Consider the following 20,287-nt stretch of genomic DNA (forward strand, 5'->3'; position numbering starts at 1 on the left):
CCCTTTCGATACACAGCCCGGGCAGATAGTCATAGGTGGAACCCGGTTGTCAATGACTTTACATACCGGTATACTGGTCCAAAGCCCGCACGAATGGAGAGCGAGTATTGAAACGGAAATCGGCCGCCATAGATGCATCTTCCCTGCCTGTGGCGTCCCTGGACCTGTCACGCCCGGCGGCCGAGCAGATCGCTTCTGCCCTGAAATCTGCTGTTCTGAACATGCAGATCGCGCCGGGGGCAATGATCTCGGAAAACGAGGTTGGCCAGTTGTTTGGGGCCAGCCGCACGCCCGTGCGAGAAGCCTTTGCGCAACTGCGCGATGACGGGCTTGTCGTCACCTGGCCAAGCCGTGGCACCTATGTTTCCAAGCTGTCCGAACATCAGATCAGGGGCGCCCAGTTCCTGCGCGAAGCCCTGGAAGTGGCGGTGGTCGACCGTTTGTGTTCCGAGGGCATCTCGGAAAGGGCGCTTGCTGCGCTGGACGACAACCTTGCCCAACAACGCGCGGCGGTGAGGGCCGATGACAAGCTGACCTTTCAGACATTGGATGATCGGTTTCACGCCATGCTGGCCGAGGCCACGGGTTTTGAGCGCATAAGCGGGCTGCTGATCCGGGAAAAGGCGGCGCTTGACCGGCTTCGTGTGCTGGCGCTGAACGACGCCGCGCATATGTCGCGCCTGCTATCCGAACATGAAGGCATACTTGACGCGGTGCGCAATGCCTATTCCGGCCAGGCACTTGACCGTATGCGGCGCCATCTTCGCAACGTGCTGTCCACGCTTTCCGGGATGATCGAGGCCAACCGGGATTTTTTCGACCTGTCCGACGACTAGCTGTCTCAGCCTCGCCCGTCGACAAGCTGCCGCTCCAGAAACCGCAACACAGCCGCGCGCATCGCCGGGGTTTCTTCATGCGCCGCATCCGGCTCGATGTGAAACTCCAGCCCCTGCCTGTCACCATAGGCCGCTTCCAGATCCTGCCGTCCCCGGTTGAAGGCTCCTTCCGGCGTAGACCAGTCCTTCAGCCCCACGCAGACCTGCAAGGCACGCGGCGCGGCCAGTCCGGCAATCTGTCCGCTGCGCGCAACCGGCAGCAGGCCCGGAACGGTCATGTAAGTGCCATGGCCGTCATGCTCCTCCCGATCCACCAGCGTTTCCAGATCGGCAAAGGAACACAGCGCCGAGGCCGCGCGCACCCGTTCATCCATCGCCGCCAGCCACCAGGCCAGCGTGCTACCCATGGAAAAGCCAAGCGCCCCGAGCCTGTTGCGATCCACCACCCGATGATCGGCAAGAAAGCTCAGCCCCGCCAACTGCTCCGCCAGCATCTGCCCGAACAGCGTTTCCCCCCGCCATAGTGCCGCTTTGGCACGGGCGGATTCCCCGGGCAGTTGCCGCGTCCCGAAACAGGGCATGTCCATGCACAGCGCCGCCACCCCAAGCGCCGCAAGATCGGCGGCGTAGGGGCCTTGAAGCGACGGCCGGCCTTCGATCAATTCCGCCCGCCCCATGGTGTAGCGATTGCCATGGGCATGACAGTAGACCAGGGCCGGGACCGGTGCCTGGCCGTCTGGCGGACGCAGGAATAGGGCGGGGATCGGCACGCCCCCCGCCGTCTCGAACAGCAGGTCGTCCAGCACCCAGTCCCCGAACTGCCTGCGGCCTTGCACTGTGACCTTGCGGAAATTCAGCCCGGGAAACCCCGCCCCAAGCAGCCCTGCCAGCCGATCACGCAGGGCCGCGCCTGTCATGCGCCAACCGCGAACTGGCCGAACTGCCCGCCGTAAAACAGAAGCGGCAGACCCTGACGGACCGAGGCTTTCAGCACCCGACCCACAAGGATCGCATGGTCGCCGCCATCGTATTCCGCATAGCGCTCGCACTCGAACCGGGCGAGGCAGCCCTGCAACAAGGGCACCCCGCGTTCGCTTTCACGCCAATCCACCTGATCGAACGCATGCGCCGAGGCCGAAAAGGCCCGGCACAGATCCATCTGGTTTTCCGCCAGAACGTGGATCGCCATGTGTTCGGTTTCCCGAAAGGCCGGATAGCGCCGCGACGCGCGGGAGGCCGACCACAAAACCAATGGCGGATCGAGCGACACGGATGAGAAGCTGTTGGCCGTGATCCCCACCGGACCCGCATCCGTGGACGTCGTGACAATGGTCACGCCGGTTCCGAACCGCGCAAGGGCGCTGCGCAACTCGCGCCCCATATCGGGGCCGGGGCTGAAATGGCTCATGCCGTCCTGCATGGTCATGGCACCTCCCTCCCCCAGGCTGCGGTCAGGATCTCGAACCAGGTTTCGCGGTCCAGTTCGACCCGCGCCGCATCGGAAATCGCGCGGATGCGGTCCAGGTTGTTGGTGCCCATGACCGGCGCAAGCTTGGCCGGATGCGCCAGCAGCCACGCCACGGCCACCGCGGTTGCATCGACGCCCTGTTCGCCTGCGATCCGATCCAGCACCGCGCGCACGGCAGCGCCCTCTTCACCGAACAGGCGCCCGCCGCCAAGGGGCGACCATGCCATCGGGCGAATGCCGCGTTCCTGCATCCAGGCGATATCGCCGTCTATGAAGGGGGCGAAATGCAGAACGCTCGCCTCCACCTGATTGGTGCAGAGCGGTGTTGTCATGGCCGATTGCAGCAGCGTCCAGTCATTGAGTTTGAAGTTCGACACGCCCACGGCCCGGACCTTGCCAGAAGCGACCAGAGCATCCAGCGCAGCCCCGGTCTCATGATGGTCCATCAGCGGATCGGGCCGGTGGATCAACAGAAGGTCGATCCGGTCGGTGGCCATGTTGGTCAGCGACGCCTCGACCGACGCGGTGATATGGGCGGCGGAGGTGTCGTAGTACTTCACCCGCTTTTCCGAGTACTTTCCGATCGGGGCGACGATATCGCATTTGGTGACGATCTCGATCTTGTCGCGCAGCGCAGGCGCCGCCTTCAGCGCCGCCCCCATCACCTCTTCAGCGCCATAGTCGCCATAGATATCGGCCTGATCCATCGTGGTGATGCCCTGCGCAAGGCAGGCCTCGATCTTGGCCTGCACATGGGCGGGCGAAGTATCGGCATCATCGGCCACGCGCCACATGCCATAGACAAGGCGGCTGATCTCCAGCTGGCCGGACAGGCTTAGTCGTTCGGTCATTTGCGCTCTCCCGCGCCAAGTGGCGTCATCGGTGTTTCACTGGGTACGCGGCCATATTCCTGCGGCAGCGAGCATGTCGTCAGATGCGGCATGACCTTTTCGCCGAAGATCCTGCATTCCTCCAGATGCGGGTAGCCCGAGAAGATGAAGGCGCGCATGCCCATCTTCTTGTACTCCTCGATCTTGGTCAGGACCTGATCGACGGACCCGACCAAGGCCGCCCCGCAGCCCGACCGCGCCCGGCCGACGCCGGTCCACAGGTTGGGCTCCACATAGCCGAACTTGTCGGCAAGCTCCCGCGCCTTGGCCTGATGCGCCACGCCGAGCGAAATGGAATCATGCGCCCGGTCACGGATCAGTTTGCCATATTCGTCATCGAGCTTGGACACGATGTAATCGGCGTATTCCCGCGCCTCGGCCTCGGTATCCCGCACGATCATGTGAACCCGCAGGCCATAATCCAGCGTCCGGCCATAGCGTTCCGCGACCGCGTTCACGGCCTTCATCCGTTCGGCCAGTTGCTCCTGCGGTTCGGGCCACATCAGGTAGACGTCGCAATGCTGGCCGCAAAGCTCCAGCGCGTCGGGGGAATAGCCGCCGAAGTAGAGCAGCGGGCCGCCGGTCTGGTAGGGCTTCGCGGGGTCGGTGGTGAGGCCCTTGAAGCTGTAGACCTCGCCCTCGTGATTGATCTCGTCCTGCGTCCAGGCCTGTTTCAGGATTTCGACCACCTCGCGCGACCGCTGATAGCGCAGCTTGCTGTCCGCCACTTCGCCCGGGAAGTCCGAACTGATGATGTTGACCGTCAGCCGCCCCTTCAGCATGTGGTCGAGCGTCGCGATGGTGCGCGCCAGCATGATCGGCTGCATCTCGCCACAGCGCACGGCGGCCAGCATGTTGATGCGGTCGGTAATCGGCGCGCAGCCCGCCACGAAAGATAGCGTGTCCTGACCCACCTGGTAGGAGGACGGGCAGAGGATGTTGCGAAAGCCCTGGCGCTCGGCCTCTCGCAGGATGCCGGAACAATGCTCCCAGCTCGATCGCAGGTCGCCATCGGGCACGCCCAGGAACTGGTAGTCGTCGGAACAGAGCGCCGCGAACCACGATACCTCGGCGGCATCGAGATCGGCTGACGTGACGGGGACCACGGTCATGAAAACATTCCTCCCGGATACATCATTTTCTTCTTGCGTAGCATTCGCCAATGAGTAGATCAATAATGTATCAATTCTGCTTCTGGTGCTTTCCATGCCCCCCAGCCAACCCGGCGGCGCCCTGCCGATCTACCTGCAAATCAGCGAGATGCTGATCCGCGACATCACGGCGGGACGGCTATTGGATGGCAGTCGTCTGCCGCCCGAGCGAGAGATGGCAAAGTCGCTGGACACCTCGGTCGGAACCCTCAGGAAAGCTTTATCGGAGCTGGAAAATCGGGGGCTGCTGGAGCGGCGGCAGGGGTCCGGTAATTATATAAGATCGAAGGCAACGCCCGAAGGCATCTATGCCCTTTTCCGGCTGGAACTGGTCGGCGGCGGCGGCTTGCCTACGGCACAGGTGCTCGATGTGACGCGGATGGAAAAGCCCGCCGACCTGCCCGCTTTCGGTGCATCAATCGAGGCGCACAGGATTCGGCGGATGCGATTCCTTGGTGGCAAACCGGCGGCGGTCGAGGAAATCTGGCTCGATGCCAGCTATGCGGACCGGCTCGCGCCCGATGACCTGCTGCACTCGCTTTATATGTACTACCGCGAAACGCTCGACCTCTGGATCACCGGTTACGAAGATCAGGTCGGCGTCGCCCCCTGCCCCGATTGGGCCCCTGACGAATTCGGCCAACGCCCCGGCGCGCCCTGCGGGCTGGTGGAACGCCAGAGCCGCGCGCGCGATGGCAGCATCGCCGAGGTTTCCCGCAACTGGTTCGACAGCAACGTGGCGCGCTACGTCGCCCGCATGAGGTAATCCATGAACTCTCCCCTGCGTTACGGCATCATCGGCTGCGGCATGATGGGCCAGGAACATATCCGCAATATCGCGCTCATCGACGGGGCCGAGGTCGTGGCGATCTACGAACCCGATCCCGGCATGCGCGATGCGGCGGCGAAACTGGTGCCGGGCCTGCGCTTCGTGGACACCATCGCAGACCTGTTGGCGATGGACGAGGTGAACGCGCTGCTCATCGCCTCGCCCAACTTCCGGCACGTGGAACAGCTGGAGGAGATCGCCCGCCTGCGCGCCTTGCCGATCCTCGTGGAAAAGCCACTCTATACCGATCCTGCGGACGCCGCCCGGATTGCGCGGTTGCAGGCCACTTACCCGCAGCTCATCTGGGTCGCGATGGAATATCGCTACATGCCCCCCATTGCCGCCCTGCTGGAACAGGCAGAGGAAGCCACCGGCGGCATCCGCATGCTGACCATCCGCGAACACCGGTTTCCGTTTCTGGAAAAGGTGGGCGACTGGAACCGCTTCAACCATCAGACCGGCGGCACTCTGGTCGAAAAGTGCTGCCACTTCTTCGATCTGATGCGCTTGCTGCTGAAATCGGACCCGGTGCGCGTGATGGCCTCGGGTGGGCAGGCGGTGAACCATCTGGACGAACGCTATGACGGGAAGACGCCCGATATCTGGGACAATGCCTATGTCATCGTCGATTTCGCCAATGGCGCGCGGGCGATGCTGGAACTGTGTATGTTCGCCGAGGGCAGCCGCTATCAGGAGGAGATTTCCGCCGTCGGCCCCACCGGCAAGATCGAGGCGCTGGTTCCCGGCCCCGGCCGTTTCTGGCCCGAGCATCTGGGCGCCCCGCCGGTCCCTAAGCTGATCGTCAGCCCGCGTAATCCCGCAGGGCCGCGAGAGCTGGATATTCCGGTCGATCCCGAATTGCTGGAGGCAGGTGACCATAACGGCTCGACCTATTACCAGCACAGGTATTTTGCAGAAGCCGCACGCACCGGCGGTCGACCGCATGTGTCGCTGTCCGACGGGGCCTGGGCCGTGCGCATGGGACTGGCGGCGCAGCAATCGGCAGCGACGGGGCAGGCCGTTCTGCTATAAGATCAGGGTGCGTGGAAACCGGCTTCGGCCATCAGCCGGTCGGAATGGGTTTCCACCACCTCTTTCAATTCGGCCATGAAGGCGTCTTTTTCCATGCCGGGCTCTATCACCGGCAGGAACTCCACCACCGCGAGGCCGGGCTTGCGCAGGATGCCGTGACGCGGCCAGAAGACGCCCACATTGGTGGCGGCGGGCACACAGGGCTGGCCGGTTTGCTCATAGAGGATGCCCGTCCCGATCTTGTAGGGCCGGTCCGCCCCCGGTGCGACGCGGGTGCCTTGCGGATAGATAATCAGCTGACCGGGTTCCTGTGCGCCCGATTTCACACCTTCAACCATCTGCTGAATCGCCTGCGCGCGCTTGCCCCGATCCACCGGAACACAGCCAATGCGCAACGCATACCACCCCAGGATCGGCGCAAAGCGCAGGACGGATTTCATGATGAATTTGGGGCGCGGCACGGCGGACACGATCAGGATGATGTCGAAGAAGCTCTGATGCTTGGCGGCGATCAGAACCTCGTCCGTCGGCGGCGTGCCCCGGATTTCGGATTTCAGCCCGACCATCCAGCTCGCCGTCCAGCGCACCCACCGGCAATATGTGTGAACCGCCGTGAAGGCCGCGCTGCGCTGAACGATCGCCCAAGGGGTGAAGAAGATCGCCATCAGGAACATCATCAGGTACATCTGGCCGATGAAGATCAGCGAGCGGGTCCACTGGATCATGGCAGGCTCCTTAGGGTTTTGAAGGCGGCAGCGCGGGTCGCCCAGAAGGCGGTGACCGCGGACAGGATCGGCACGGTCAGCGGCCAGAGCCAGTGCAGCCCGGCAAAGCCGAGCCCGGTCAGGAACCCGCCCTCTTCCTGCGCGCTTGGCAGCAGGGCGATGGCAAGCATTCCCAAAGCGGTGCCCACGGCGGCCCCGGTCAGGGCGCGCAGCGTGAAACGGCGCACGAAAGCCCGCGCGATGTAATGATCCCGCGCGCCCACCAGCCGCAACACCCGGATCACCTTGACGTTCGCAGCGAGAGCCGATTGCGCAGCCAGCGTGACCATGGCGGCGACCGATCCCAGGATCAGCGCCAGCGATATCCAGCCAAGCGCCCGCAACCGTTCCGCCGCCCGCACCAGCGGTCTGCGCCATCGGGTGTGGTCGTCGAGCACCGCGCCGGGGGCCTCTGCCGACAGACGCAGACGCAGCCCGTCCGGGTCATAGCCCTCTTCGGTTTCGATCACCTCGACCAGCCGGGGCACCGGTAAATCCTCCAGCGGCAGGTCCGGGCCGAACCAGGGTTCCAGCAAGTCGCGCTGTTCCTCTTCGGTCAAGGCGCGGGCCGAGGCGACGCCGGGGGTCTGTTCCAGAACCTCCAGTACCGCCCAGATCTGTGCCTCCATCTGCGCGGCGGGGGCGGATATGCGGATGGTGGAACTGCGCGCCAGCGCTTCGGACCAGCGGTCTGCCAGGCGACCAGATGCCAGCGACAAGGCCAGCGCGAAGACTGCAAGGAAGGCCATCGCCCCCGAGGTGAACAGCGTCAGCCGCACCGAATGGCCACGCCGGGGCACCACGCGGTCGGCCTGTGCGTCTCCCTTGAGAATATCCAGCAGGCCCGACAGCGCGCTCATAGATCCGCCCCCGCCAATTGCAGCCGCCCGCCGGCAATGCGCAGCACACGGGCAGAGACCTGCGCCTTGGCCGCGCGGATCAGGGCAAGGTCATGGGTGGCGATCAGCACCGTCTTGCCCATGCGGTTCAGTTCCACCAGCAATTGCAGCAGGCGCAGCGACATCTCCCAGTCGATATTGCCCGTCGGTTCATCGGCAAGTATCACGTCGGGGTCGGTGATCACAGCACGGGCCAGCGCCGCGCGCTGCCTTTCCCCGCCCGACAGTTCCGGCGGCAGGGCATCGGCGCGGGCCGACAGGCCGACCCAGCCCATCAGTTCCGACAGGTTGCCGTCCTGCTCTGCCCCGCCACGCCCCGTCACGGTGAGGGGGAGCGCGATGTTTTCAGACAGAGGCAGATGATCGAGAAACTCGCAATCCTGATGCACGACGCCCATCCGTTGGCGGGCATGCGCGATCTCATCCCGGCTCATCTCTCTGGTGTCCTGATCAAACAGCGTCACGCGGCCGGAGGTGGCTTGCAGATCGGCATAGCAGAGTTTCAGGAATGTCGTCTTGCCCGCGCCCGAGGGGCCGGTCAGAAAATGGAAAGACCCCGGCGCAAGCCGCAGGTTGATATCCGACAATAGTGACCCGCCCCCGTAACCATAGGCGGCGTCCTGCAACTCGATCACTGGTCTGCTCCGTCCCTCAGTGCTGAGACCGTCATGCCTCACCCGAGGCTTTCATGCAATCGTAACCCCATGCAATGGCTTGGAATGGCGGGTGCCCGTTGCTAGAGTCGGGCGGATGCCGCCTTCCGGGCGACGGAACGAGGAACACCATGCGTCTCACATGCCCCAATTGCAGCGCCCGATACGAGGTGGATGACTCTCTGGTCCCGCCAGAGGGGCGTGATGTGCAATGCTCCAACTGTGCGACCACCTGGTTCCAGCCCGGCAACCGGGCGCGGGTTGAAGAACCCGAAACGGCCCCTGCCGCCGCTGCTGCTGCCCCCCGGCGCGATCTGGACCCGGCGCTACGCGACATCCTGCGCGAAGAGCGTGAGCGCGAGGAACAGCTGCGCCGCGCCGCCGCGCCGGTGGAAGAGCAGGAGGAAATGGCGCTCGACAGCCCGCCCCCGGCCACACGCGCGACCGAGGCAGATCTGCCGGACCCGGATCACGAGGACGACGAAGACGCCGCCGCGATCCGAGAGATGGTCGCCGAAGAGAGCGGGCGGGCCGAACGTCAGGGTCGGCGCGACCTGCTGCCGGATATCGAAGAGATCAATTCCACCCTGCGCGCCACCACCGACCGCAGCAGCAGCGACCGCGACACGAGTGACATAGACTCGATGGATGTGCGCCCGCGCCGCCGCAGGGGATTCCGCACCGGGTTCATGCTGGTGTTGATCCTGGCCGCTGTCGCCATCGGGGCCTATGCCTTCGCACCCGAGATCACCGCAGCGCTGCCGCAGGCGGAACCGGTCCTGACCCCCTATGTGGAGCAGGTCGATCAATTGCGCTTCCAGTTGGATGATCTTGTGCAGTCGCTGGCCAGCCAGTTGGCCGACACAGCAGGGAACTAAGCCGGGTTACTGGGCTGCGAACCGATCCAGAAGACGGCGCAGATAGTCCAGCTCCAGATCCGGGCGATCCTGCTCCGCTGAGCGGCGGCGGATTTCATCCAGCAATTCTCGCGCCCGACGGAAGGCCTCTTCCCGCTGTTCAAAGCTTTCATCCGACCCAAACGCGCCGGAATTTCCGGCCTGACGCCCGAGCGGGTCTTCCAGCGGACGGTTGGCCTGCATATTGCCATCGGCCTGCCCCTGACCGGGATCGTCACCTTCATCCCCCGCCAGTGCCTCGCTGAGCGACTCCATGCCTTCACGCAGGGCCTCCATCGCCTCTGACTGGCTATCCAGCGCCTCGGCCAGATCACCGCGTTCCAGTTCTTCGATGGCATCGCGCATGGCGCGACCTGCCTCTTCGAGCTGTTGCAAGGATTCCTCGCCGTCCTCGGTGCCGCGTCCGGGCAGGTTTTGGGCCTGATCGCGCAACTGCTCCAGCAATTGGCGCTGACGCTCGGCAAGGCTGCCCTCGTCGTTTTCACCGCCCTGCTGGCCGCCTTGCTGGTTGCCGTCCTGCCCTTCTTCGCCCGGATCGGGGCGCGGGCTGTTGGGGTTGAAGCTTTCCTGCAGATCGCGGAACGCCTCATCGGCCAGCCCCTGCTGACCGCGCAGGGTGTCCTGCAAGCCTTCCATCGCCTGCTGACCCGGGCTGCGCGGGCCGTTGGGGTCATCGCCCCCGTCGGCCATCTGCATGTTTTCCATCATCTGGCGCAGAGCATCCAGCATCTCCTGCGCCTCGGCCATACGGCCCTGCTGCATCAGTTCCTCGATCCGGCGCATCATCTCTTCCAGATCGCCCATGGACATTTCCATGGTCTCGCCAGACTGGTCGGGCTGGTCGGTGCCGTCGCCCGGTTCCATGTTGTCGGCAAGCTCCTGCATGTAGTCCTGCATCGCCTCGCGCAGTTCCTGCATGAGCTGCGAAATCTCCTCGTCGCTGGCCCCTTGCCGCATTGCCTCCGCAAGCCGGTCCTGCGCGCGGCGCAGCCGCTCCAGGGCATCCGACAGATCGCCCTCTTCCAGCGCTATCGCCGCATCCCAGAGGATCTGGGCCACCTCGTCGCGGGTCTCGGTGGAAATCCCGTCTACTGCCGCTTCCAGCCGCTGAATGACCGAGCGCACCTGCCGATAGACCTCTTCATCGTCGAAAAACTCCTCGGGCCGATGTGTGATCGCCCGCAAAAGCTGCGCCACCCTCGGCACATTTTCCCGCGACCAGAGCAAATCGCGGCGCATTTCGATCAGTGCGTTGGCAATCGGGTCGAAGAAGCGACGCCCCGGCAGCCGATCCAGTTCCACCATGCTCTGTCCGATCTGGCCCGCGTCATCCTCTACGTTCAGTTCCAGCCGAACGGGCAGGTTGGCGAAAGGATGCTGAGACAGGTCTTCGATAAGCGCTTCGGAAAACTCCTCGCGCCCGCCCCGGAACGGCAAGGGCAGATCTAGCACAAGGGCCTCGCGCGGCTCAGGATCGACGGTCAGCCCGTAGCGGCGGTCGGCTCCCTCTGGCCACAGCGTCAGGATTGCCTGCCCGCCGCGGACGCCATAGTCATCCTCGGCCGAATAGGTCATCTGGAAGGCCCCTGGCGGCACGCCCTGCACAGGCTCTGCCAACTGCACAGTCGGCGCGCGGTCGGCCAGCATGACGATCTGCCAGCTGCGCGGGTTGGGGCCGCCGACGGACAGCTCGCCGCTCTGTTCGACTATGATCTGCCGCGACAGGCTGGCTGGATCAGGTGGGGAAACCTCGACCTGCAAGCTCTGGTTGATACCGATCTGCTCCGCATCGCCATAGAGCCGCAGCGTAATGCGCGACCCCATGGGGGCCTCGAATTCCTCGGCCACGATGTCATTGAGGTAGAGCGACGGCAGCCCGGTATAAAGCGGCGGTTCGACCCAGCCTTCCCAGCTTGGGCCACCGTCCGCGGGCAATTGCGGCGCGCCGGCCATCGCGTCGCCCACATCCGCCACCCGCCAGAGCGTGCCGAACAAGAGCGCCATCGCAAAAGCCGTGGCTGCCATGAAGCGCAGGCCATAAGGGTCGCGGTCGTTCAGATGCAGGTCCGGCTCCGGTGCACGGGCATTGGCGGCGCGTTCCGCCATGCGGGCCTGATGCGCCTGCCAGACCACCATGGATTGCGCGTCGCCAGACCCGATCGCGGCGTGGTCGGCAAGCGCCGTCAGCGGACGCCCCGGCATGGTCTGATCCAACCGGTCCATCGCCTCGGCACGAGAGGGTAGCCTGAACGCGCGCGCGCCCCTGACCAGCATCCACAGCAGCACAAGACCGCTCAGCGATAAGCCGCCGATCAGCCATGCGGGTGGCACAATATCCGCTGCACCGAAAGCAAGCGCCGCCACAACGGCCAGCAGAATCGTCCAGACCGGCCAGAAGGCCCGCACGAAGCGTTCCGCCCCGATGCCAAGCCGGGTCAGCCTGAGGGGCCAGGCCAGGCGGGCCTTTACCGCCTGCGTGATCGGGGTCTGTTCGGTCATGCGACCTTTCGCGGGTTACACCCCTTTCAGGGGCCAGGGCGGACTAGAGCCACTTTGGAACGATATCGCGATTTATCATCTCGTCAAATGTCGGACGCGCCCGAATGACGGCGAATTGATCATCCTTCACCAAAACCTCTGGGATCAGCGCCCGCGTGTTGTATTCCGACGACATGACCGCGCCATAGGCGCCCGCCGACCGAAAGGCCATCAGGTCGCCCGTCCCCATCGGCGTCAGCTCGCGACCCTTGGCGAAGGTATCACCGCTTTCACAGACCGGGCCGACAATGTCGAAAGGCTGGCGTTCCGTACCCGGCGCGGGTTCCACCACCGGGTCGATATCGTGATAGGCCGCGTACATCGACGGGCGGATCAGGTCGTTCATAGCTGCATCGACGATGAGGAAATTCCGCCCCTCGCCTTCCTTGAGGTAAATGACCGAGGTCACCAGCAGCCCGGCATTCCCGGCAATCAGGCGGCCCGGCTCGATCTCGACCTCTACATCCAGCCCTTCCACGCTGCGCTTGATCAGCGCGCCGTAGTCCAGCGGCAAGGGAGGGGCCTCGTTAGAGCGGGTATAGGGGATGCCAAGCCCACCCCCAAGATCGAGCCGCCGGATGTCGTGGCCGTCCGCACGCAGCACGCGGGTCAATTCCGCGACTTTCTGATAGGCCATCTCGAACGGCTCCAGCTCCACCAGCTGACTGCCGATATGCACGTCGATGCCAATCACCTCCAGCCCCGGCAGGCTGGCGGCCAGGGCATAGACCTCGCGGGCGCGGGCAATGGGGATGCCGAACTTGTTCTCGGATTTACCGGTGGCGATCTTTTCGTGTGTCCGCGCATCCACATCCGGGTTTACGCGAATGGTGACCGGCGCGGTGATACCCATGGAGCTCGCAATCTCCGATATGACCAGCATCTCCGGCTCGCTCTCGATATTGAACTGTCGAATGCCGCCTTCCAGCGCCGCGCGGATTTCCTCGCGCGTTTTGCCAACACCCGAGAAAACGATCCGATCTCCCGGTACGCCCGCCGCCTTCGCCCGTGCGTATTCGCCGCCCGAAACCACGTCCATCCCGGCCCCCAGGTCTGCCAGCACCTTCAGCACCGCCTGGTTCGAATTGGCCTTCATCGCATAGCAGACCATGTTCGGCACGCCGTCCAGCGCGTCCTTGAACAGCTGGTAATGCCGCGTCAGCGTGGCCGTGGAATAGACGTAGAAGGGCGTGCCGACCGCTGCCGCGATCTCGGGCAGGGGCACGTCTTCGGCATGGAGGATGCCGTTGCGATAGAGGAAATGGTCCATGGGGTCCGGCCTTGCTGCGATCTGCGCCCGCGCCCTAGCATTGTGCGGCGATAATTCAAAGAGCTACTCGACAGGTGACCGGCGCACGCCTAGCTCTTGTCGCAACGATGTCTCATACGCGGGAGGGAAGAGCGATGACCGTCAGGGCAATGGTGATCGAAGAGCATGGCGGACCCGAACAGTTCAAACTGGTCGAAGTGGAGCTGGGTCAGCCCGGACCGGGCGAGGTGCTGATCCGCCACAAGGCCGTGGGGCTGAACTTCATCGACGTCTACCAGCGCACCGGGCTTTACCCGATGACCCTGCCCCATGTGCTTGGCATGGAAGCGGCGGGCGTGATCGAGGCCGTGGGCGAGGGTGTGACGCATCTCGAACCCGGTGACCGCGCTGCTTATGCCGCAACACCCCCCGGCGCCTATTGCGACGCCCGCGTGATGCCCTCTGCGCAGGTTTGCCCTCTGCCCGATGCTATTTCCTTCGAGGAAGGCGCGGCGATGATGCTGAAAGGGATGACGGTAAACTATCTCTTCCGCCGCACGACACCCATTCTGCCGGGCGATACGGTTCTGTTCCATGCCGCGGCCGGTGGTGTGGGACTAATTGCCTGCCAATGGGCGCGGTCCGAAGGCATCCGCCTGATCGGCACCGCCGGGACGGATGAAAAGTGTCAGCTGGCGCTGGATCATGGTGCGTCGGACTGCATCAACTACCGCACTGAGGACTGGGTCGCCCGGGTGAAAGAGCTGACGGGCGGGGCGGGCGTCGATGTGGTGATGGACGCCGTGGGGGCAGATACGTTCGAGGGCTCTCTCGACAGCTTGCGCCCGCTTGGGATGATGATCTCGTTCGGCAATGCGTCTGGTCCGGTGCCGCCCTTTTCGGTGGGGATCCTCGGGCAGAAAGGATCGCTCAAGATCACCCGCCCGACCCTGTTCACCCATATCGCCGATGGACCGACCTGCCAGCAGATGGCAACCGAACTGTTCGAGAAGGTCGTCGCGGGCGATGTGACGATCCGCATCGACCAACGCTTCCCTCTGGAAGATGTGAGCGAGGCGCACCGCACATTGGAAGCGCGCAGAACCACCGGATCGACAATCCTGACGCTGTGAACGACGCACGGGGAAGGCGCTTCGAAGCGCCTTTTCCCGGCTCGCATGTGATGGGCCGGACGCGCAATCCGATCGGGGAATCTTGCGTGCTGCGACCCAGAAGACGGCGTCAGCGCCCGGCAACCCTGATCCGGGGCTAGCGACGCAAGGCCAGGTAAAGCGGCAAGCCACAGCTGACACCGATGCAGAAGGTGGCGGGGATTGCCACAAGCCCCCACCAGTTGCGCCGCTGCACCGTCTCGATCAGCACCCAAATCGTCAGGGACAGCGCGGCAATGGTCAGGTCCCAGACCAGCCCCGAGGTTGCGGCATTGGCATGCCATGCCTCGACCATCGCCATGATCGACCAGCCGTTTTCCTGGAACCAGGCAAGGAAGTAGCGCATCGGCAGGATCGTTCCGAGAATCGCGAGAGCAAGGAAAAGCAAGCGGGTCGGGGACATGTTGGTCTCCTTTTTGCAAGAGATGGCCAAGGGGCGACGAAACATAGTTAGCCTGCGACGCCGAAAGGCAAAGTGATGTTGCGTCGCAATTGACGCGGAAGGCGGGCCGCGTTACCCCATCGCGAACCGAAATTCTTGGCGCTTGGGGGCGCCGAACCAGAGGGAATTCAGGAATGTCAGAGATCGAACGGGAGTCGATGGAATATGACGTCGTCATCGTGGGGGCGGGGCCGGCTGGCCTGTCGGCTGCGATCCGTCTGAAGCAGCTCGATGCCGACCTGAGCGTCGTCGTGCTGGAAAAGGGCTCTGAGGTGGGCGCGCATATCCTGTCGGGTGCGGTGCTGGACCCCTGCGGGCTGGACGCTCTGATCCCCGACTGGAAGGAAAAAGGCGCACCGCTGAACACGCCCGTCAAGGAAGACAACTTCTACGTCCTCGGACCGGCAGGCCAGCTGCGCGTGCCGAACTTCCCGATGCCGCCGCTGATGAACAACCACGGCAATTACATCGTCTCGATGGGCAATGTCTGCCGCTGGATGGCCGAGCAGGCCGAGGAAATGGGCGTCGAGATCTTCCCCGGCATGGCCTGTTCGGAACTCGTCTATGGCGAGAATGGCGAGGTCAAAGGCGTCGTGGCCGGTGTCTTCGGGCTGGAGGCTGATGGAACCATCGGCGAGAACACCGAACCGGGGATGGAGCTGCACGGGAAATACGTGTTCCTCTCCGAAGGCGTGCGCGGGTCGCTCGCCAAGGAGGTCATCGCGAAATACGACCTGTCCCACGGGCACGAGCCGCAGAAATTCGGCATCGGCATGAAAGAGATCTGGGAGATCGACCCTGCCAAGCACCGCGAGGGCACGGTGACCCACACCATGGGCTGGCCTCTTGGATCGAACGCGGGTGGCGGCTCGTTCATCTACCACCTAGAAAACAACCAGGTCTATGTGGGCTTCGTGGTGCACCTGAACTACAAGAACCCACACCTCTTTCCTTACATGGAATTCCAGCGCTTCAAGCATCATCCGATGGTTGCGGACCTTCTGGAAGGCGGCAAGCGCATCGCCTATGGCGCGCGGGCCATTTCCGAGGGCGGCTATCAGTCGATGCCGAAGATGGTCTTCCCCGGCGGCGCTCTGCTTGGCTGTTCGGTCGGCATGGTCAACGTGCCGCGCATCAAGGGCAACCACAACGCCATGCTCTCGGGCAAGGCCGCGGCGGAAGCGGCCTATGAGGCGATCAGCGCCGGTCGGTCGTCGGATGAACTGACCAGCTACGAAACCGAGGTGCGCAATGGTGCCATCGGCAAGGACCTCAAGCGCGTTCGAAACGTCAAGCCGATGTGGTCGAAGTGGGGCCTGACCGCCTCGCTCGTCTTTGGCGGGCTCGACATGTGGACCAACAACCTCTTCGGATTCTCCTTCTTCGGGACGCTCAAGCACGGTAAGACCGATGCCGAGGCCACAGAGGAGGCCAGCAAGCACAAGGTCATTGAATACCCTCGCCCCGATGGCAAGATCAGCTTCGACCGGCTGACCAATGTCAGCTTCTCGATGACCAATCACGAGGAAAGCCAGCCGGCACACCTTCATCTCAAGGATGCCAGCGTGCCGATCTCGGTCAACCTGGCGAAATACGCGGAACCGGCGCAGCGCTATTGCCCGGCGGGCGTTTACGAGGTGGTCGAGAAGGGCGGCAAGCCGGAATTCGTGATCAACTTCCAGAACTGCGTGCATTGCAAAACCTGCGACATCAAGGACCCCAGCCAGAACATCAACTGGGTCACGCCACAGGGCGGCGACGGGCCGAATTACCCCAACATGTGATCACTTCCCTGACAGGAACCGAAAAAACGGGGCGTCCAATAGGGCGCCCCGCATTGCTTCCCGGGCATGGCGCACCTAATCTCTGTTCCAGATTGAGCAGGAGCATTCGATGCAAACCCTTTCCCGTGTGGCGCTGATCCTTGGTCTCGGCCTCTCTGCCCCAGCAATGGCCCAGAACACGGTCGCCCTGGAACCCGGACTGGCCGGTGCCTACCTTGCCGCCCGCAGCGCGGCCCTGTCGGGCGACCACAGGGAAGCCGCGATCCAGTTCCAGCGCGTCTTGCGCGCCGACCCGGATAACCAGGCAATTCTGGCCGATGCCATGCTGGCGCTTGCCGCGATCGGAGACTGGGATCAGGCCGCTTCTTACGCAAACAGGGTTGACGAGGGCTCGTTCGACCGGGATTTCGCCAACCTCATCGAGCAGGTGGCGCGAATCCGTGCAGGGGATCTGGCCGGGGCCAGCGCCGCCGCCGTCGAGATGACAGGGGCCGGTCCCCTGGTCGATCCGCTTCTGGAGGCGTGGCTCTATCTTGCGGAAGGCGACATGAGCCGCGCGAGCGCGACCTTTGAGGCCATCATCGACAGCAACAGCCCCGTGGCAGGACTGGTTCCCTATCAATACGCGCTTGCACGGGCCTCTGTCGGGGATTTCGAGGGGGCGGATGCGATCCTGTCCGGCGAGGTCTACGGGCCACTGCAGTTCAGCACCCGAAGCGTTCAGGCCCATGCACAGATCCTCGTGCAGTTGGACCGGACCGAGGACGCACTGCAACTGCTGAACCTTGCGCTCAGCCAGAACGCCGACGAGACCCTGTTCGTTCTTCGCGACGAGATCGAAGCCAACCCAACCCGCCCCTATGATTTCATCATCACACCCGCTGAAGGCATGGCGGAGGTCTTTTTCTCGCTCGCCCGCGCCCTTGGCACCGAGGCCGGGACCACGCTGCCGCTGATCTATGCCCGCGCCGCACATGCGGTCGACCCCGGCCATATCCACTCGGCAATTCTTGCTGCCGACATTCTGTCGGAAGCAGAGCAATATGAAATGGCCGAAGACAGCTATGAAATGGTGCCACGCGAAAGCCCGCTCTTCGTGCAGGCCGAAATGGGCCGGTCAGAGGCGCTGTTCCAGCAGGGCCGCGAGGATGCCGCCATCGAGGTTCTGCATGCCCTTGCGCGCGACTATGACAACCTGGCCGCCGTCCACACCGCGCTTGGCGACGCATTGCGGCGCGAGGAACGGTTCGAGGAAGCGATCGAGGCCTATAGCGACGCCGTCAATCTGGTTGAGCTTGACCAGCAGCGCTATTGGTTCCTGCTTTATGCCCGTGCGATCAGCTATGAACGCAGCGGCATGTGGGACGAAGCAGAGGCCGATTTCCGTGCCGCGCTGGAATTGTCGCCGGAACAGCCGAATGTGCTGAACTATCTGGGCTATTCCCTGGTCGAACAGAACCGCAATCTCGATGAAGCGCTCAACATGATCGAGCGGGCCGTCGCGGCGCGACCCGACAGCGGCTATATCGTCGACTCGCTTGGCTGGGTCTTCTACCGTCTTGGCCGGTTCGAAGAGGCCGTCGCCCCCATGGAACGCGCCGTGGAGCTGCTGCCGAACGATCCAATCGTCAACGACCATCTGGGGGATGTCTACTGGATGGTTGGACGCTTCCGCGAAGCCGAGTTCCAATGGAGCCGCGCCCTGTCCTTCGACCCGGAACCGGAGGAAGCCGACCGCATCCGGCTGAAACTGGATCTGGGGCTGGATGCCGTTCTGGCGCAAGAGGCCGAGACCAACCCGTGATCTGCGAAGACGCCCCGGCGAAGATCAACCTTGCGCTTCATGTGACAGGGCAGAGGCCGGATGGCTACCACCTTCTCGACTCGCTCGTTGTATTCGCGGGGGTCGGAGACCGGTTGCATTTTGCCCCCGCCCCGGATCTGTCCCTGTCCGTGACGGGGCCGATGGCGGAGGGTGTACCGACCGGGCCGGACAACCTGATCCTGCGCGCAGCGGCCCTGTTCGGGGCCGGGCGCGGGACGGCGATTACGCTCGACAAACACCTGCCCCACGCGGCCGGGATCGGTGGGGGATCAGCAGACGCGGCCGCCACCTTGCGGGGTCTGGCGCGGCTATGGAACTGCCCGCTGCCCGACAGCGCGTCAGTGCTGACACTCGGGGCCGATGTGCCGGTCTGCCTGTCCCGCGCACCGCAACGCATGGCGGGGATTGGTGACGTCCTTTCCCCGGTTCCTCCGATACCCTCCCTGCACGCCGTTCTTGTCAACCCGCGGGTTGCTGTCCCGACAGGCGCGGTCTTTCGCGGTCTGACGAGCAAGCAGAATGCGCCAATGGACCCACCCGATTGGGACGGGTTCGCCAGTTTCACGGAATGGCTGTCGCGGCAGAGGAACGATCTGGAGCCGCCCGCGCGCGCCCTGGCACCTGAGATCGGCGAAGCCCTGACCCTGTTGCGAAATACCGGCGCGGCGCTTGCCCGGATGAGCGGGTCCGGCGCGACCTGTTTTGGGCTGTTTGAAACAGAAGGTCAGGCCGCTGAAGCTGCGCGTGCCATCAGCGTCGCACAGCCCGGCTGGTGGGTTCAGGACACCGCAATTCAGACGGGCTGAACGGGCTCAGCTGACCCGCTCTACCACGAAATCCGCCAGATCGGCCAGCATGTCGCGCAGCGGATGCGGGGGCAGCTCTGCGATGGCGGCTTTCGCCTCATCCCGGTAGCGCAGCGCCTCGACGCGCGTCTCCTCCAGCGTGCCATGTTTGCGCAGCAGGGTCAGGGCGGTGTCGAGGTCGCCCTCTTCCTGACGCCCCTTTTCAATCGTCCGCTGCCAGAAGGCACGTTCTTCCGTGTCGGCCTTGGCAATCGCCTTGATCATAGGCAGGGTCAGCTTCCGTTCGCGGAAATCATCGCCGACATTCTTGCCAAGCGCGCCAGATGTGCCCCCGAAATCGAGCAGGTCATCGACGATCTGGAAACTCATCCCGAGCGCATCGCCATAGCGCGCCAGAGCCGACACCTGCGCGTCGGACGCCCCAGCCACGACGCCGCCCACCTCGGTCGCCGCCTCGAACAGCGCCGCCGTTTTGCCCCGGATGACCAGCCGGTACGTGTCCTCGCCCGTGGACAGGTTCTGCGCGGCGGTCATTTGCAGCACTTCGCCCTCTGCAATGGTCGCCGAAGCATTGGCCAGAATATCCAGCACCCGCAGCGACCCGCATTCCACCATCAGCTGGAAGGACCGCGAAAACAGGTAGTCGCCCACCAGCACCGAGGATTTGTTGTCCCAAAGCAGGTTCGCCGTGGGCCGCCCGCGCCGCTGTTCGCTTTCATCCACCACGTCGTCATGCAGCAGGGTCGCGGTGTGGATGAACTCCACTGTCGCCGCCAGCTTCTGGTGATCGGTTCCGTCATAGCCGCAGAGTCGCGCCGCTGCGAGCGTCATCAGGGGGCGGATGCGCTTGCCGCCCGCCTCGACCAGGTGCTGCGTCACCTCGGGAATGCGGGGCGCATGATCGGACGCCATCCGTGTGCGGATCAGGGCATTCACCGCCGCCATATCCTCGGCCAGGTAGTCGCGCAAACGGTCATGCGGTTTTGTGGCGGCGTCAGCGAGGGTCATCCGGAGGTCTTCCTTCTCTCGACA

At 64.0% G+C, this 20,287-nt stretch carries 19 protein-coding genes; 8 read left to right on the forward strand and 11 right to left on the reverse strand.

The genetic code is table 11. The features are described 5' to 3' along the window. Positions 1-107: 107 nt before the first annotated feature. The gene (locus ACOOEX_RS17510; RefSeq protein ID WP_420396025.1) at positions 108-836 is read left to right on the forward strand and encodes a GntR family transcriptional regulator; all 729 of its coding nucleotides are present in this window, start codon (positions 108-110) and stop codon (positions 834-836) included. 5 nt (positions 837-841) lie between these two features. On the opposite strand, the gene ACOOEX_RS17515 is transcribed toward ACOOEX_RS17510, so the two are convergent. From ACOOEX_RS17515 to ACOOEX_RS17530, 4 genes are read right to left on the reverse strand one after another with little or no spacing between them, the layout of a single operon-like run. Then, positions 842-1,753 (reverse strand): alpha/beta hydrolase family protein, encoded by a 912-nt coding sequence (locus tag ACOOEX_RS17515; protein WP_420396026.1) that lies wholly within the window; start codon positions 1,751-1,753, stop codon positions 842-844. Further along, the gene (locus ACOOEX_RS17520; protein WP_420396027.1) at positions 1,750-2,262 is read right to left on the reverse strand and encodes a flavin reductase family protein; all 513 of its coding nucleotides are present in this window, start codon (positions 2,260-2,262) and stop codon (positions 1,750-1,752) included. The genes ACOOEX_RS17515 and ACOOEX_RS17520 overlap by 4 nt, the downstream gene beginning before the upstream one ends. Next, positions 2,259-3,155, reverse strand: a complete 897-nt coding sequence (locus ACOOEX_RS17525) for an aldo/keto reductase (RefSeq protein ID WP_420396028.1) — start codon at positions 3,153-3,155, stop codon at positions 2,259-2,261. Before ACOOEX_RS17525 ends, ACOOEX_RS17520 begins: the two co-directional genes overlap by 4 nt. Continuing rightward, a complete protein-coding gene (locus ACOOEX_RS17530; protein ID WP_420396029.1) occupies positions 3,152-4,306 on the reverse strand; it encodes an LLM class flavin-dependent oxidoreductase in 1,155 nt (384 codons plus the stop codon). The genes ACOOEX_RS17525 and ACOOEX_RS17530 overlap by 4 nt, the downstream gene beginning before the upstream one ends. Before the next feature lie 94 nt (positions 4,307-4,400). Between ACOOEX_RS17530 and ACOOEX_RS17535 the strand changes: the two genes are divergently transcribed. Both ACOOEX_RS17535 and ACOOEX_RS17540 read left to right on the forward strand, forming a co-directional pair. Next, positions 4,401-5,111, forward strand: coding sequence for a GntR family transcriptional regulator (locus ACOOEX_RS17535; RefSeq protein WP_420396030.1), 711 nt, complete (start codon positions 4,401-4,403; stop codon positions 5,109-5,111). Positions 5,112-5,114: 3 nt separating this feature from the next. Beyond that, complete coding sequence (locus ACOOEX_RS17540; protein WP_420396031.1) at positions 5,115-6,206, forward strand: Gfo/Idh/MocA family protein; 1,092 nt, start codon at positions 5,115-5,117, stop codon at positions 6,204-6,206. Between the two features lie 2 nt (positions 6,207-6,208). Here ACOOEX_RS17540 and ACOOEX_RS17545 read toward each other — a convergent pair whose 3' ends face one another. Genes ACOOEX_RS17545 through ACOOEX_RS17555 form a run of 3 tightly spaced genes read right to left on the reverse strand, consistent with a single transcriptional unit; the run spans position 6,209 to position 8,504 of the window. Beyond that, positions 6,209-6,931, reverse strand: a complete 723-nt coding sequence (locus tag ACOOEX_RS17545) for a lysophospholipid acyltransferase family protein (protein ID WP_420396032.1) — start codon at positions 6,929-6,931, stop codon at positions 6,209-6,211. Then, entirely contained in the window at positions 6,928-7,830 is a 903-nt protein-coding gene (locus tag ACOOEX_RS17550) for a cell division protein FtsX (protein ID WP_420396033.1), read from the reverse strand. Before ACOOEX_RS17550 ends, ACOOEX_RS17545 begins: the two co-directional genes overlap by 4 nt. Further along, positions 7,827-8,504: a cell division ATP-binding protein FtsE gene (locus ACOOEX_RS17555; protein ID WP_420396034.1), complete on the reverse strand. Its 678-nt coding sequence runs from the start codon at positions 8,502-8,504 to the stop codon at positions 7,827-7,829. Before ACOOEX_RS17555 ends, ACOOEX_RS17550 begins: the two co-directional genes overlap by 4 nt. Positions 8,505-8,653: 149 nt before the next feature. Here ACOOEX_RS17555 and ACOOEX_RS17560 point away from each other — a divergent pair, with 149 nt between their 5' ends. Then, on the forward strand, positions 8,654-9,400 hold the full coding sequence (locus ACOOEX_RS17560) for a zinc-ribbon domain-containing protein (RefSeq protein WP_420396035.1): 747 nt from the start codon (positions 8,654-8,656) through the stop codon (positions 9,398-9,400). Positions 9,401-9,406: 6 nt separating this feature from the next. On the opposite strand, the gene ACOOEX_RS17565 is transcribed toward ACOOEX_RS17560, so the two are convergent. Beyond that, positions 9,407-11,938, reverse strand: a complete 2,532-nt coding sequence (locus ACOOEX_RS17565) for a TIGR02302 family protein (RefSeq protein ID WP_420396036.1) — start codon at positions 11,936-11,938, stop codon at positions 9,407-9,409. 43 nt (positions 11,939-11,981) lie between these two features. Next, positions 11,982-13,247, reverse strand: coding sequence for a diaminopimelate decarboxylase (lysA, locus tag ACOOEX_RS17570; RefSeq protein WP_420396037.1), 1,266 nt, complete (start codon positions 13,245-13,247; stop codon positions 11,982-11,984). Positions 13,248-13,381: 134 nt separating this feature from the next. On the opposite strand from lysA, the gene ACOOEX_RS17575 reads away from it, so the two are divergent. Then, positions 13,382-14,359: a quinone oxidoreductase family protein gene (locus ACOOEX_RS17575; RefSeq protein WP_420396038.1), complete on the forward strand. Its 978-nt coding sequence runs from the start codon at positions 13,382-13,384 to the stop codon at positions 14,357-14,359. Between the two features lie 136 nt (positions 14,360-14,495). On the opposite strand, the gene ACOOEX_RS17580 is transcribed toward ACOOEX_RS17575, so the two are convergent. Next, positions 14,496-14,801: a DUF2834 domain-containing protein gene (locus tag ACOOEX_RS17580; RefSeq protein ID WP_420396039.1), complete on the reverse strand. Its 306-nt coding sequence runs from the start codon at positions 14,799-14,801 to the stop codon at positions 14,496-14,498. A 173-nt stretch (positions 14,802-14,974) separates the two neighbouring features. Here ACOOEX_RS17580 and ACOOEX_RS17585 point away from each other — a divergent pair, with 173 nt between their 5' ends. The 3 genes from ACOOEX_RS17585 to ACOOEX_RS17595 all read left to right on the forward strand — a co-directional run bounded on the left by ACOOEX_RS17585 (position 14,975) and on the right by ACOOEX_RS17595 (position 19,255). Continuing rightward, positions 14,975-16,624, forward strand: a complete 1,650-nt coding sequence (locus ACOOEX_RS17585; protein ID WP_420396040.1) for an electron transfer flavoprotein-ubiquinone oxidoreductase — start codon at positions 14,975-14,977, stop codon at positions 16,622-16,624. Between the two features lie 109 nt (positions 16,625-16,733). After that, entirely contained in the window at positions 16,734-18,428 is a 1,695-nt protein-coding gene (locus ACOOEX_RS17590; RefSeq protein WP_420396041.1) for a tetratricopeptide repeat protein, read from the forward strand. Continuing rightward, the gene (locus ACOOEX_RS17595; protein WP_420396042.1) at positions 18,425-19,255 is read left to right on the forward strand and encodes a 4-(cytidine 5'-diphospho)-2-C-methyl-D-erythritol kinase; all 831 of its coding nucleotides are present in this window, start codon (positions 18,425-18,427) and stop codon (positions 19,253-19,255) included. Before ACOOEX_RS17590 ends, ACOOEX_RS17595 begins: the two co-directional genes overlap by 4 nt. A 6-nt stretch (positions 19,256-19,261) precedes the next feature. Here ACOOEX_RS17595 and ACOOEX_RS17600 read toward each other — a convergent pair whose 3' ends face one another. Beyond that, positions 19,262-20,263 carry a polyprenyl synthetase family protein gene (locus tag ACOOEX_RS17600; protein WP_420396043.1) on the reverse strand — a complete coding sequence of 334 codons (1,002 nt, stop codon included), beginning with the start codon at positions 20,261-20,263 and terminating at the stop codon, positions 19,262-19,264. Positions 20,264-20,287: the final 24 nt, after the last annotated feature.

Origin of the sequence: Nioella sp. (assembly GCF_965215655.1) — a bacterium.
Taxonomy (GTDB): Bacteria; Pseudomonadota; Alphaproteobacteria; order Rhodobacterales; family Rhodobacteraceae; genus Nioella.

Coding starts and splice junctions, on each gene's coding strand:
- ACOOEX_RS17560 (WP_420396035.1), top strand. CDS start 8,654: ATGCGTCTCACATGCCCCAATTGCAGCGCCCGATACGAGGTGGATGAC.
- ACOOEX_RS17540 (WP_420396031.1), top strand. CDS start 5,115: ATGAACTCTCCCCTGCGTTACGGCATCATCGGCTGCGGCATGATGGGC.
- ACOOEX_RS17515 (WP_420396026.1), bottom strand. CDS start 1,753: ATGACAGGCGCGGCCCTGCGTGATCGGCTGGCAGGGCTGCTTGGGGCG.
- ACOOEX_RS17545 (WP_420396032.1), bottom strand. CDS start 6,931: ATGATCCAGTGGACCCGCTCGCTGATCTTCATCGGCCAGATGTACCTG.
- ACOOEX_RS17580 (WP_420396039.1), bottom strand. CDS start 14,801: ATGTCCCCGACCCGCTTGCTTTTCCTTGCTCTCGCGATTCTCGGAACG.
- ACOOEX_RS17565 (WP_420396036.1), bottom strand. CDS start 11,938: ATGACCGAACAGACCCCGATCACGCAGGCGGTAAAGGCCCGCCTGGCC.
- ACOOEX_RS17550 (WP_420396033.1), bottom strand. CDS start 7,830: ATGAGCGCGCTGTCGGGCCTGCTGGATATTCTCAAGGGAGACGCACAG.
- ACOOEX_RS17585 (WP_420396040.1), top strand. CDS start 14,975: ATGTCAGAGATCGAACGGGAGTCGATGGAATATGACGTCGTCATCGTG.
- ACOOEX_RS17600 (WP_420396043.1), bottom strand. CDS start 20,263: ATGACCCTCGCTGACGCCGCCACAAAACCGCATGACCGTTTGCGCGAC.
- ACOOEX_RS17575 (WP_420396038.1), top strand. CDS start 13,382: ATGACCGTCAGGGCAATGGTGATCGAAGAGCATGGCGGACCCGAACAG.
- ACOOEX_RS17525 (WP_420396028.1), bottom strand. CDS start 3,155: ATGACCGAACGACTAAGCCTGTCCGGCCAGCTGGAGATCAGCCGCCTT.
- ACOOEX_RS17590 (WP_420396041.1), top strand. CDS start 16,734: ATGCAAACCCTTTCCCGTGTGGCGCTGATCCTTGGTCTCGGCCTCTCT.
- ACOOEX_RS17535 (WP_420396030.1), top strand. CDS start 4,401: ATGCCCCCCAGCCAACCCGGCGGCGCCCTGCCGATCTACCTGCAAATC.
- ACOOEX_RS17530 (WP_420396029.1), bottom strand. CDS start 4,306: ATGACCGTGGTCCCCGTCACGTCAGCCGATCTCGATGCCGCCGAGGTA.
- lysA (WP_420396037.1), bottom strand. CDS start 13,247: ATGGACCATTTCCTCTATCGCAACGGCATCCTCCATGCCGAAGACGTG.
- ACOOEX_RS17520 (WP_420396027.1), bottom strand. CDS start 2,262: ATGACCATGCAGGACGGCATGAGCCATTTCAGCCCCGGCCCCGATATG.